Annotated in this window: 11 protein-coding genes; 9 read left to right on the top strand and 2 right to left on the bottom strand. The window is 59.9% G+C overall.

From position 1 onward, the window contains the following. Positions 1-303: 303 nt before the first annotated feature. From mfd to NW833_RS05375, 3 genes are read left to right on the top strand one after another with little or no spacing between them, the layout of a single operon-like run. Entirely contained in the window at positions 304-3,780 is a 3,477-nt protein-coding gene (gene mfd / locus NW833_RS05385) for a transcription-repair coupling factor (protein WP_414411798.1), read from the top strand. Between the two features lie 10 nt (positions 3,781-3,790). After that, positions 3,791-4,726, top strand: a complete 936-nt coding sequence (locus NW833_RS05380; RefSeq protein WP_414411797.1) for an ABC transporter ATP-binding protein — start codon at positions 3,791-3,793, stop codon at positions 4,724-4,726. Continuing rightward, on the top strand, positions 4,723-5,505 hold the full coding sequence (locus tag NW833_RS05375; RefSeq protein ID WP_414411796.1) for an ABC transporter permease: 783 nt from the start codon (positions 4,723-4,725) through the stop codon (positions 5,503-5,505). The genes NW833_RS05380 and NW833_RS05375 overlap by 4 nt, the downstream gene beginning before the upstream one ends. A 7-nt stretch (positions 5,506-5,512) precedes the next feature. Here NW833_RS05375 and NW833_RS05370 read toward each other — a convergent pair whose 3' ends face one another. Further along, positions 5,513-6,040 (bottom strand): TM2 domain-containing protein, encoded by a 528-nt coding sequence (locus tag NW833_RS05370; RefSeq protein WP_414405880.1) that lies wholly within the window; start codon positions 6,038-6,040, stop codon positions 5,513-5,515. A gap of 213 nt (positions 6,041-6,253) precedes the next feature. On the opposite strand from NW833_RS05370, the gene NW833_RS05365 reads away from it, so the two are divergent. After that, positions 6,254-6,538: a hypothetical protein gene (locus NW833_RS05365; protein WP_414396454.1), complete on the top strand. Its 285-nt coding sequence runs from the start codon at positions 6,254-6,256 to the stop codon at positions 6,536-6,538. A 13-nt stretch (positions 6,539-6,551) separates the two neighbouring features. Here NW833_RS05365 and NW833_RS05360 read toward each other — a convergent pair whose 3' ends face one another. Beyond that, positions 6,552-7,052 (bottom strand): MarR family winged helix-turn-helix transcriptional regulator, encoded by a 501-nt coding sequence (locus NW833_RS05360; RefSeq protein WP_414396453.1) that lies wholly within the window; start codon positions 7,050-7,052, stop codon positions 6,552-6,554. A 346-nt stretch (positions 7,053-7,398) separates the two neighbouring features. Between NW833_RS05360 and hisD the strand changes: the two genes are divergently transcribed. The 5 genes from hisD to NW833_RS05335 all read left to right on the top strand — a co-directional run bounded on the left by hisD (position 7,399) and on the right by NW833_RS05335 (position 12,272). Further along, entirely contained in the window at positions 7,399-8,712 is a 1,314-nt protein-coding gene (gene hisD / locus NW833_RS05355) for a histidinol dehydrogenase (RefSeq protein WP_414411834.1), read from the top strand. 28 nt (positions 8,713-8,740) lie between these two features. Beyond that, complete coding sequence (locus NW833_RS05350; RefSeq protein WP_414411795.1) at positions 8,741-9,526, top strand: hypothetical protein; 786 nt, start codon at positions 8,741-8,743, stop codon at positions 9,524-9,526. A 17-nt stretch (positions 9,527-9,543) separates the two neighbouring features. Beyond that, positions 9,544-9,849, top strand: a complete 306-nt coding sequence (locus tag NW833_RS05345; protein ID WP_414396446.1) for a hypothetical protein — start codon at positions 9,544-9,546, stop codon at positions 9,847-9,849. Between the two features lie 4 nt (positions 9,850-9,853). Continuing rightward, positions 9,854-10,987 (top strand): tetratricopeptide repeat protein, encoded by a 1,134-nt coding sequence (locus NW833_RS05340; RefSeq protein ID WP_414411794.1) that lies wholly within the window; start codon positions 9,854-9,856, stop codon positions 10,985-10,987. Positions 10,988-11,465: 478 nt separating this feature from the next. After that, on the top strand, positions 11,466-12,272 hold the full coding sequence (locus NW833_RS05335; protein WP_414411793.1) for an RNA polymerase sigma factor SigF: 807 nt from the start codon (positions 11,466-11,468) through the stop codon (positions 12,270-12,272). Positions 12,273-12,409 lie beyond the last annotated feature (137 nt).

The raw sequence follows: 12,409 nt of genomic DNA, 5'->3' as shown, positions 1-12,409 counted from the left end.
GTTGTAATGAGTACAGCTTTACAACTTTAGGAGAGCTGTTTTCTGCTGCTCCTAGGGTTACATCTTGGGCAAGACAACGCGCAGGCTGTTCAAGTCTAAAGGTTAACTTTAGAATCCTGGGAGTGCCAGCTTTTTCCTGTAACATGGGATACAAAAAATCTCAGCCCTGGAGCATCGGCCTGGCAGCCTCAAGGCTGGTAGCCAACTAACTTTCCCACTCCGGAAAGGGCTTGTTGAGGTTTCCAGCGGCTACAAATGCCAGAATTGGGATCCCGGCTTGAGTTTGCAGTTTGCGGTGGAAAGATGTCGTTTATCCCACTGGTGCACTTTCTTGCCCAATCGGGCTTGGTGCAAGAGTTGGCCGCCCGGCTGAGATCCCAGCGACGGGCTGCTTTGCAGGGAGGGGGGCGGATTGCCAAGGGGTTGATCGCCTCGGCTTTGGCCCAGCAGGAAGGAAGATCCCTATTGGTGGTTACCGCCACGCTGGAAGAGGCGGGCCGCTGGACAGCCCAACTGGAGGGCATGGGCTGGGAGAGCGTGCAGCTTTATCCCACCTCCGAGGCTTCCCCCTATGAGCCGTTTGACCTGGAGCCAGAGTTGGTGTGGGGACAATTCCAGGTGCTGGCCGACTGTCTCCAGGGCAGAAAGGGCATGGCCATTGTGGCCACGGAGCGGGCCATACAACCCCACCTTCCCCCACCAGAGGTGTTCCAGTCTTTCTGCCTCAAGCTGGAGCCCGGCGCGGAGCTGTCGCCGCAGCAGTTGGGGCAGCAGTTGAGTCGTCTAGGTTATCAGCGGGTAAGCCTGGTGGAAAGCGAGGGGCAGTGGAGCCAGAGGGGCGATATTCTCGATATTTTCCCGGTGGCCTGCGAATGGCCGGTGCGCCTGGAGTGGTTTGGCAATGAACTGGAGCGGCTGCGGGAGTTTGACCCGGTCAGCCAGCGCTCTCAAGACGGGATCCCCTATGTCTGGCTAACTCCCACTGGCTACGGGCCTATCCTCTGGCCGGCTCTACAGGAAAAAGCCGATCAGCTTTCCCAGGGTCTGCGGCAGCAGTTGGAGCAGTCGTCCCCTCCCCCAGAGGGCTTGCGCCGCTTTCTGGGCCTACTTTACGATCCGCCGGCCAGCCTGCTGAGCTATTTGGATCCCAATACCTTGATCCTGATCGACGAGCCAGAGCAGTGCCAGGCCCACAGCCGGCAGTGGCTAGACCACGCCCAGGAGCAGTGGCAGTTGGCCCAAGCTGCTGAGCCGGCTCTAGTGCCCTTCCACCGTCCCTTTGATCTTGCGGCTCCCGACTGGGATCCCTTCCCCCGCCTGTTGGCCCGGGCTTTTGCCCCTGCCGGCGAGGTTGAAGCGGCCCTTGACCTCAAAAGCCGGCCTGTCCCTGCCGCTCCCCACCAGTTTGGATCCCTGGCCAAAACCCTGCGCGAGTACCGCAAGCAGCAGTTGCGGGTGTGGATCCTCTCCGCCCAGCCCTCCCGCACGGTGGCCTTGCTGCAAGAACACGACTGCCCGGCCCAGTACGTGCCCAACCCCAAAGATTTTCCAGCCATTGAACGCCAGCTTCAGTCCTACACGCCAGTGGCCCTGAAGTACTCCGGCTTGGCTGAGCTGGAGGGGTTCCTGCTGCCCACGCTGGGGTGGGTAGTGCTCACCGACCGGGAGTTTTTCGGCCAGCACAGCCTCGCCACTCCCACCTATGTGCGCAAGCGCCGCCAGGCCAGCTCTCGCCAGGTGGATCCCAACCTGCTCAAGCCGGGGGATTTTGTCGTTCACAGGGCCCATGGCATTGGCCAGTTCCTGCGCTTGGAAAGCCTCACCATCGGCGGCGAAACCCGGGAGTACCTCGTTATTCAATACAGCGACGGCCTGCTGCGGGTGGCTGCCGACCAAGTCAACTCCCTCTCGCGCTACCGGGCTAGCAGCGATGGGCCACCTGCCCTGCACAAAATGTCCGGCAGCACCTGGGAAAAGACCAAACAAAAAGTCAAAAAGAGTCTGAAAAAAGTGGCCTTTGATCTCCTGCAGCTCTACGCCAAACGGGCTGAACAGGAGGGCTACGCCTTCCCCCCAGATTCCCCTTGGCAGCAGGAGTTTGAGGAGTCTTTTCCCTACCCCCTGACGCCGGACCAAATTCGCGCTGTCCAGGAGATCAAGCGGGATATGGAGTCCCCTCGCCCCATGGATAGACTGCTGTGTGGCGATGTGGGCTTTGGCAAAACGGAGGTGGCCATCCGCGCCATCTTTAAGGCCGTAACCGCCGGCAAGCAGGTAGCTCTTCTAGCGCCAACCACTATTCTCACCCAGCAGCACTACCACACTCTCAAAGAGCGCTTTGCCCCCTACCCCATTCAAGTGGGGTTGCTCAACCGCTTCCGCACTCCCGAGGAGAAAAAAGAGATCCTGGCCCGGCTTAAAAGCGGCGAGCTGGACGTAATTGTAGGCACCCACCAACTTTTGGGCAAAGACGTGCAATTTCGCGATTTGGGCCTCTTGGTGATTGACGAGGAGCATCGCTTTGGCGTCAACCAAAAAGAGAAGATTAAGCTCCTCAAAACCCAGGTGGATGTGCTCACCCTTACGGCTACCCCTATTCCCCGCACGCTGTATATGGCCCTGTCAGGGTTGAGGGAAATGAGCTTGATCCAAACTCCGCCTCCGTCGCGGCGCCCGATTAAAACTCACCTTTCTCCCTACAACCCTGAGGTCATTCGCACAGCCATCCGCCAGGAGTTAGATCGCGGCGGGCAAGTCTTTTACGTCGTCAACCGCATTGAAAGGATCGAAGAAACCACTGCCAAATTGCGGGAATGGGTGCCCGGCGCTCGCATTGCCATTGCTCATGGGCAGATGCCGGAAGGGGAGCTGGAAGCGACCATGCTGGCTTTTAACAATGGCGAAATCGATATCCTGGTCTGCACCACCATTATTGAATCCGGCTTGGACATTCCTCGTGTCAACACCATTTTGATCGAAAATGCCCAGGAGTTTGGGTTGGCCCAGCTCTACCAATTGCGAGGGCGGGTGGGCCGGGCTGGGATCCAAGCCCATGCTTGGCTGTTCTACCGAGAGGATGGGATCCTCACCGAGGAGGCCCGCAAACGCCTACAGGCCATTCAAGAATTTACCCAACTGGGCTCTGGCTACCAGTTGGCCCTGCGGGATATGGAAATTCGCGGCATTGGCAATTTGCTGGGAACGGAGCAATCGGGACAAGTCAATGCGGTGGGCCTTGATCTCTATCTAGAAATGCTGCAGGAGGTCATCCAAGAAATTCGCGGCCAGAAGATCCCGCAGGTGGAGGACACCCAGATCGACCTCAACGTTACGGCTATGATTCCCCAGAGCTATATCCCTAACGAAGAGCAAAAAATGCAGGCTTATCGCCAAGTGGCGGCTGCCGGATCGCGCCTGGAGCTTTCCCAAATAGCGCAGGAATGGCAAGACCGCTTTGGCCCCCTGCCCAAGCCTGCCCAGGAACTGCTGCGGGTGATGGAGCTGAAGATTTTGGCCCGCACCCTGGGCTTTTCCCGCATCAGGCCCGCCAAAGAGCATGTTATTTTGGAAACCTCCATGGAGGAGCCGGCCTGGAACCGTCTTAAGGAAGCCCTGCCAGCTCATGTGCAGTCTCGCTTGGTTTACCAGCCGGGCAAGGTTACGGTGCGGGGGCTGGGAATGCTGGCGCCAGCGCAGCAACTGGAAAACCTTTTGCAGTGGCTAGACAAGATGAGCCTGGCCTTGACCCAGACGGAAGCCGGGCTCCCAACGCCTCCCTAGACCCTGTCTCATGAAGGTTCTCGAAGTGTATCACCTCCAGAAGACCTACCGGCAGGGAGGCAAGCAAGTGCAGGCGGTGGTGGATGTCTCCCTAACGCTAGCAGCAGGGGAGATCCTGGCTTTTCTGGGGCCCAACGGGGCAGGCAAGACCACCACCATCAAGATCATCGCTGGTCTGATCCGGCCTGATGCCGGCAGCGTGCGCATCCTAGGGCGGGATCCCCACACTGAGCCTGGAGCGCTGGTCCAGGTGGGGGCGGTGCTGGAAGGCAACCGCAACCTCTACTGGCGGCTGACCCCCTTGCAAAACTTGGAGTACTTTGGCGTGCTGCGGGGGCTGTCCCCTAAAACTGCTCGGCAACGGGGGCTAGAGCTGTTGGAGACCTTGGGCCTGGGGGAGAAAGGGGAGGTTGCTGTGCAAACCCTTTCCCGCGGCATGCAGCAGAAGGTGGCCATTGCCGTTGCCCTCCTGCACCAGCCAGCTCTGCTGTTGTTGGATGAGCCCACCTTGGGGTTGGACGTGGAGGCAGCGCAAGCGGTGAAATCCCTCATCCGCCAAATTGCTGCTTCGGGTCGGGCCATTCTCCTCACCACACACCAACTGGACGTAGCTGAGGCGCTCTCGAACCAAGTGGCTGTAATCGAGCGAGGAACGATTCTCGTCCAGGCCCCCACGCAGGAGTTGATCCGGCAGTTTGCCAGCGCAGCCGGTACTTATCGGATTGAGTTGGAACAGGAGCTGGATCCCAGCCGGGCGGAACGCCTAGCCCAGCAAGGGGTGGAGATTCTCAGCTCTCATCAGTTGCGGTTTAGGGGCTTCTCGGAGGCTTTGTATCAAGTGCTAGAGATCCTCAAGCCCTTGCCCCTGCTCAGCGTCAAGCGAGAGGAAGCCGATCTCACCCACATTTTTCTCAAGCTGCTGAAAAGGGAAAAGAAGCAGGGATGAGGCCACTGCTGTACCTGTTTTGGGCGGAGCTAAAGCGCACCTGGACCCAGTACATCCGCTATCCGGCAGAAGCCCTGGGCGGGATCCTCATCACCACCTTTTTCTTCTATGCCCTTTTTGCCGGCGCTCAGTATGTGGCAGGGCCAGCCTCCCAGTTTGGCGAACGGCTGGATGCGGTGGTGATTGGCTATGTGCTCTGGACGCTGGTCATTTTTGTGGTGAACGACATTGCTCTCAACCTGCAGGTGGAAGCCCAAACAGGGACGCTAGAGCAGGTGTTGCTCTCGCCGTTTTCCGCAGCCACGCTTTTTTTAGCCCGGGCTTGTGCCAGCTTGGTGTTGCGCCTTGCCATCGTCGTCGTCATTTTGGGGATCATTTTGTTGCTCACGGGCAGCCGGCTGCGCTTTCCCCCCAGCTTGGTGCTGCCGCTTTTGAGCGTGGTGCTGGGGGCCTATGGCTTCTCGTTTTTACTGGGATCCGCTGCCTTAATCTGGAAGCGCATTCAACAACTGCTGATCCTGAGCCAGTTTGGCCTCCTCTTTCTCCTGGCTACCCCCACGGAGGAGTGGTCGGGAGCTCGGAAGTGGTTAGGGCAGATGCTGCCCATGACGGCAGGGGCCGGCCTGCTGCGAGACGTAATGGTACGGGATGCAGGTCTGGATCCCCTGCGGCTGCTTGTAGCTCTGGCCAGCGGCATTTTCTACTTTAGCCTGGGGTTGCTAGCCTTTCGCCGGGCGATGCGGCTGGCCAAACAGCGCGGCATCCTGGGATCCCAGTAGGGCGTGGTCAAAGGGAGCGGGGTTCGCCAGGGGAGCGCAACAGGTGAGGGAAGTGATATTCCACTGCGCCGGTGGCTAGGTTGTTCTCGGGGGAGGCGATGCCCCGTCGGCTCAGCTCTCGCAGCGCCTTTTCAATCTCGTCAAAGTCGGCAGGCAGTTCGATGGCAATCTCCGAGAGGGTGAGGATCCCCTGGCGACGCTGGGCTAGCCGTAGGATTTCCCGCATCAAAGCCTGACCTTTGAGGGGCTGCGGGGGTGCTGAGACAGTTTTTGCCGGAGGCGAGGAAGGCCGGGATCCCTGCAGGACGGCTAGCTTAAGGTTGTAGTTGTCCACCATGCCCGGGATCAAAAACAGGTCAATCAACTGGCCAATTCCCAACAGGCCAAAGGTGAAAAGCCAGAGAATGCCTGTGCCCATCTTGCCCAGGTAAAGGCGATGGACACCACAGATGCCGAAGATGCCCAATGCCCAGAGAAGATAGGCGGTGCCGACAGATTTGGACTCAGCGGGGGGCAGCAGGTAGCGAGAACTCATGAGGATTGACACAGGGTAGCTTTGAGCAGGTACTCCCAGTTTAAAGGGGCAGAAGAGAGCTAGCAAAGCCGACCCTTAGGAGCCGTCGGGAGCTCCTCTCTAGGCTGCTGCCTGAGGAAGGTAGCCTCAAGGGGGATCAATTCCCTCACTCCAAAAAACTCCGTCCCCTTAACACAAGCAGCAGGTACACCCCCACAAAGATAAAGAAGTGTAATGCTTGCAATGCTTGAGCCCATCTTGATTGGGTTGAGTGCTGCGCTCTGGGGTCTCCTCTGGGGCTACGCCACGCTGCTAGTTGTGCTGGTGAACTTCAAAGAGCAGGGATCCGTTTACGCCTACCCCATGCAGGCGGTGCTGGATCGCTTCGTGGAGTCCCTGGGGTTGAGTTGGCTCAAGGAGCTGCATGCTATGCAACTGCAGCCGCTGCGCCGGATTAGCTACACCCTCTTTGCCGCCGTTACTCTAGGTGTCGTCTTTGTGCTCTGGGTTTTAGGGTAGGCAGAAGGCCTTCTCAACAACTCTCGGTCTGCCCCTGAGGGAGATTGAAAATAGACTGCAGCTTTTTTAGGCAGGCCTGGATCTGGGCTATCTCTTCCGGATCCAACTTCTGAAAGCGCTCCCTTAGGTAAGCCACGTGGGCTGGGAAGACTTGCGCAAACAGTTTTTCCCCCGCTTCGGTGAGCACAATCCTGAAGCAGCGGCGGTTTTCCGGCGGCACCTCGCGGCGCACCAGCCCCTTTTGTTCCAGGCGATCCACGATCCCGGTCAGCGTCCCTTTGGTAACTAGCGTTTTCTCAGCCAGGACGTTCATCGTCAGGCCAGGGGTGTTGCCGAGGGTTACCAAGACCTCAAATTGGGGAGGAGTTAGCCCCGTCTGGCGGATGTGAGCGGCGGCGTAGTTCTCAAAAGCTTGGTAGGCCCGCGCCAGATCCCACAGCAGCCCCAAGAAGGGCTCCTGGGCCACCGAAGGCTGGAGGGCTTGCTCTTCGGGAAGCTGAGTAGATGTGGGCATGGTTAGCAATCGCTGCAGGCGACTGACTTGTCCACAACTGTTTTAGCTTTGCCATAGCTCACTGTGATATAGTCCTAACACAAATTAATACTTCCTGGGACAGTTCCCAGCTTTGGAGGTTCTGGCTGCTAATGGGAGATGCCTCATTTCTCTGAATAGGGCTGGAGCAGGAGCGGGGTTCTTTGGAGCGGAAGATCCAGGCTAAGCTATGACCATAGCCCCTGTGGAGCGCCCTAGGCGCAGACGGGATCCCTCTCTGGGAGCCCGGGAGGCCAGGGCAGGAAAAGCCCCTCTGCCGCCGGCTCTCTCGCTCTCTGCCTACGGTACGCCAGGCAAAGGAGTTGCCATGCTGAGAATTGTTACCCAGCTAACCGAGGCCGAAGCCGAGCTCAGACGGATCTCGGAGCGCACCCAGGCAGACCAAAACCTGCATCGCGAGGCAACTGTGCGGGAGATCCTGCAGACAGTACGCCGCCAAGGGGATCGGGCCCTGCTGGCCTACACGGCAGAGTTTGACCAGGTGGAGCTGAGCGTTGCCGACCTAAGGGTCTCGGGGGCGGAGCTGGAGGCGGCCTACCAGGCGGTATCGCCGCAACTGCTCTCGGCCCTGCGCCTAGCCAAACAGCGCATCGAAGCCTTCCACCGGCAGCGGGTGCCCAGCAGTTGGGTAAGCTTTCCTGGCCCCGAGATTGTTTTGGGCAAGCAGTACCGCCCGGTGGATCGCGCTGGCCTCTACATTCCGGGGGGTCGCGCCGCCTATCCCAGTACGGTGTTGATGAACGCCATTCCTGCCAAGGTGGCAGGGGTGCCGGAAATTGTCATGGTGACCCCGCCGGGATCGGACGGCCTAGGGGGCAAGGGAATTAACCCAGCCATTCTGGTCGCTGCCCAAGAAGTGGGCATCCACACCATCTATCGCGTCGGCGGGGCCCAGGCCATTGCAGCGCTGGCCTACGGAACCGAGACCATCCCCAAGGTGGACGTGATCGCCGGCCCCGGCAACATCTACGTAACCCTGGCCAAAAAGCTGGTGTATGGCACGGTAGGCATCGACTCCCTGGCCGGGCCCTCGGAGGTGTTGATCATTGCCGATGAGAGCGCCAACCCCCTCTACGTTGCCGCCGATCTCCTGGCCCAAGCCGAGCATGATCCCCTAGCGGCGGCTATCCTGCTCACTCCCGACCTCCGGCTGGCCCAACAGGTGCAGCAGGCGGTGGTCAGGCAGCTCGAGGAGCATCCCCATCGCCTCCTGGTGGAAAAGGCAGTGGCCAACTACGGGCTGATTGGGGTGGTGCCCGATCTGGCCACGGCGGTCAACTTGTCCAACCAGTTTGCGCCGGAGCACCTGGAGCTTCAGGTGGCGGATCCCTGGGCCCTGTTGGACGCAATTCGCCATGCGGGGGCCATCTTCTTGGGACACTTCACCCCAGAGGCGGTGGGGGATTACCTAGCTGGGCCCAGCCACACCTTGCCCACGGCAGGGGCAGCCCGCTACGCCTCGGCGCTGGGGGTAGAAACCTTCCTGAAACACTCCAGCCTAATCCAGTACGGCTCAGCAGCCCTGCAAGAGGTGGCCGGCGCCATTCAAGCCCTGGCGCAAGCTGAGGGGTTACCCGCCCACAGCCGGTCGATCCAGGTGCGGCTGTCAGCGAAGTCCTAGCCAGCAGCTAAGGCGGAGGGTTGGGCAAATGGGGGGCCGGCTCAGGGGAAACTGGCTGGGGCAACTGGGGAGGGCCCTGGCGGCGGTTTGGATCGGCTGGGCAGGGGGGAGCCCTGTCATAGCGACGGCTGCCCCAGAGAGCTCCTCCCCTTCGCCTTTACCCATCCCGTGGGAGTGGGTGTACGACTTGCAGGAAAAGGCACAGGAGCGGCAGTGTACGCTGGTGGGCCTGCTGCGCAGCCAGCCCCTCGTGGCTCCGGATTCCCACTGGCAGGTGTACACGCGGCTAAATTGGGTTGTCACCCCCTCCGGAGGCCAGCTGACCAGCCTGTTGTTTGCCGAAAACACCCGTAGCCGCTCTCTGCAGGTTCTCTACCAAACCTCGGTAGCTGGGGGTACTCCTGAGGATCCGCTGGATTTTGCTGTGCTCCTGCCCATGGCTTGGCAGGAGAAGACTTTGCTAGTGAAGGAGTCCTCGGGCTGGCTCCAGACAGACTTAAGCTGGGATCGGGCGGTGATCTGGCCTTTGCCGGCAGACTCAACCGAGATCCCGCCAGTGCAAATCTGGGATCCGCCACCGGCCTTGGCCTATGCGGAGCTGCTAGGCTGGGATCCCAAGGCAAGAGGACGGGTGCTGTTTGCCGTCGCTGACAGCCTTGGAGAAATGCCCCGCTTGGTTAGTGTAGGTTCAGACAGCCAGGTGTTGCTGCGAGCACCTGCTGTTCCTCTTCCCCAAACCGCCTCTTCTCTGGAGGGGTGGCAGCCGGTGATGGCGGAACCCCTGTGTCATCAAAGCCGTTTTGGGGTGAAGTAGACCGTGGGAGCAACACTATGCCTAGACCCATCGTGCGGCGTGGTTGGCCGCGGGAGGCCTTTGTGGGAGATATCATCGTCTGTACCCTGGAGGGATCTCATCTGGATCAGGTAACCGAGATCCGGGTCAGCCCGGCGGGCAAGGGGATCCGGGTTAGCTTTGGGGATCCCTTGGGGCGCTCCCAAGAGCCGGTGCAAGCTAGTGCCGAGGCGCTGACGGTTACCTTTGAGATCGATCCCAGCACCTACCCCGGCGAAAAGCGCATTGAGCTGATCTCGCCAGCAGGACCTAGCGATCCCCTGCCCTTTCTGGTGATGATGTAGGGTCATGCCGCTTGCAACCGCCTCAACTGACCTGGGCGCGCTGGTACTAGGGGTGGGTCTGTTGCTCCTAGTGGGAGGCTGGGCCTGGGGGCTGCGGCGGCAGCGGCGGGCTGCTCCTCCAGAAGCTGTTTTGCCGGCAACGGCGGTTGACCTCTCTGCCCTTACGGCGGAACAGGCAGCCCAACTGCAGCCCTTCGAGCAGGCAGTGGCAGACCGGCCACGGGATCCCATTGCCTGGTACAACCGCGCCACCGCCCTCGACCAACTGGGGCAGGCGCAAGCCGCCCTGGCCAGCTACGACCGCGCCCTAGAGCTGAAGCCGGACTTTCCCGAAGCTTGGAACAACCGAGGTTCTCTTCTGGACGATCTTGGCCGTCATCAGGAAGCGCTGGCCAGCTACGAGCGGGCTTTGCACCTAAAGCCGGATTTTTTTGAGGCCCGCTTTAACCAGGCCAACACGCTGCGGCAACTGGGCCGTTACCAAGAGGCGCTGCGCGCCTACGAGCAGGCTCTCACCCTCCGCCCCGACAGCGCGGAAGCGTGGCATCTGCGCGGGCTGACCTTGGCCTCTCTAGAGCGATGGCAGGAAGCCGTGAACAGCTACGACAAGGCCCTGGCCCTCAACCCCAGCGATCCCCGGGTTTGGCAAAGTCGCGGGCTGGCTCTGGTGCACCTGGAGCGCTACGCCGAGGCTCTGGCCAGCTACGAGCAAGCCCTGCAACTGGGATTGGAGTCGGCCTCTCTCTGGGCCGGCCACGCCTTTGCCCATCACCGCCTGGGCAACTGCATGGAAGCTCTCAACAGCTACGACCGCGCTCTAGCCCAGGATCCCCAGCGCTCCCAGCTCTGGCTGCAGCGCGGCTTGGTGCTGATGGACTTGAACCTCTACAGGCTCGCCCTCCAGAGCTTTGACCGGGCCGTGGAGCTGGATCCTGACAATGCAGAGGCCCACTATGCTAAAGCCTGCTGCTGCGCCTGGGAAGGCCAAGTGCCCCAGGCCCTCCAAGCCCTAGAGCAAGCTCTGCGGCTGCAGCCGGAACGCTACCACCCGCTGCTTGTCTCTGAACCCTATTTCGATCCCATTCGCGGTGAACCGAGTTTTGCAGCCTTCCTGAGAGCGCACCCCTGTCGCGAATGAGGACTAGAGGAAAGCCCAACGCCCCTGACGCGAACAGCTCCACCGTCTGCTTCCTGAGTTCCAGAGTACCCCAGAGGACACACCGGCAATAGCAATCCGACCTTCCACCGAAGACGGAGGGTTTCCGGGAGAAGGGTGTTGACTGCCGCGGAAAAGCTGGTCAAACTGAGGGCACTTCAGTATCCTAGCAAATCTCAAAATTGTGTTCCTGCTAACACCTGGTAGCATTCTTATGGCTACAACTTAACTCGACCTGCTTGTAGATCGCAGTTGAGCCCAACGGCAGAAAATCGGTATCGCTTTGCACCCCCTGCTTTTGAGCTGCTTGGCCGCCGATCCAGCCTTGAGGGGCTCTAGCTCAATTGGTCAAAGAAAAGCAGTTTCTATAGTAATGGCTCCGCAGCAGACTCCTCTCGAGGATCCTGACTTCCCAAGACCACCGACGAGCCCAGCCTCTCCCTCTTCGGCCAAATCCAGCATGGGCAGTTCTGGATCCCCGACTGGGCGCGCGCCTAGGGCATCTAGACCTGGAGATGTTAAAACCCAAACCTTCGAGCTGTTGCGGCTGTACCAGCAAACTCGGGATCCGGCCCTGCGCAATCGACTGGTGGAGCTAAACCTAGGATTGGTGCGCAAAGAGGCCCACTACTGGCGGAACCAATGCAAGGAGGGATACGACGACCTAGTACAAGTCGGCTGCCTAGGCCTAATTCAGGCCATCGAGCGCTTCGACGTCAGCCGCGGCCTGGCCTTCAGCTCCTTTGCCATGCCCTACATTCGCGGAGAAATTCAGCACTACCTGCGAGACAAAAGCCCGGCAGTGCGGCTCCCTCGCCGCTGGACCACCCTGCAGCGACAGGCCAAGAAGGTAATTGCGCGCCTGAGACAAGAGTTGGGCCGTCCTCCCTCTGAGGCGGAGGTGAGGGAAGCCCTCAACCTAACAGAGCAGGAATGGCGAGAGCTGCAGCTGGCCCAACAAAACAGCCTTTTGCTCAGCCTAGATGCTCCCGTACAGGTTGAAGAAGACAGCGTTGCTCTAGGGGATACCATTCCCGATCAGCGCTACCGCAGTTTTCAACTGGCCGAAGAAGATCGCATCCGTCTGCAAAATGCCTTGGCCAAGCTGGAGGAGCGCACCCGACAGATTTTGGAATTTGTTTTCTTCTACGACCTCACCCAAAAAGAAACAGCAGAGCGGCTGGGGATCAGTGCCGTTACCGTTTCCCGACAGGTCAAAAAGGGCCTGGAGCGCTTGGCTAAGCTGCTGAGTCAGGGCATTTTTTAGGGCGTTGCCGAGAAGGAAGATCCCTGGGCTTCGCGACAGTCTCCAGCGCTTTTCCAGGCAGATCTGAACCCTCTCCCAAAGTGGAGATCAAGGCGACAAAGAGCCTCACAACAACTTTCCCGTAGTCCAAGGCTTTG

This window comes from Synechococcus sp. O70.1, assembly GCF_047462215.1.
Lineage (GTDB): Bacteria > Cyanobacteriota > Cyanobacteriia > Thermostichales > Thermostichaceae > Thermostichus.
Note: the sequence above shows the minus strand (reverse complement) of the source record. Positions and strands in the feature narration are given on the sequence as shown.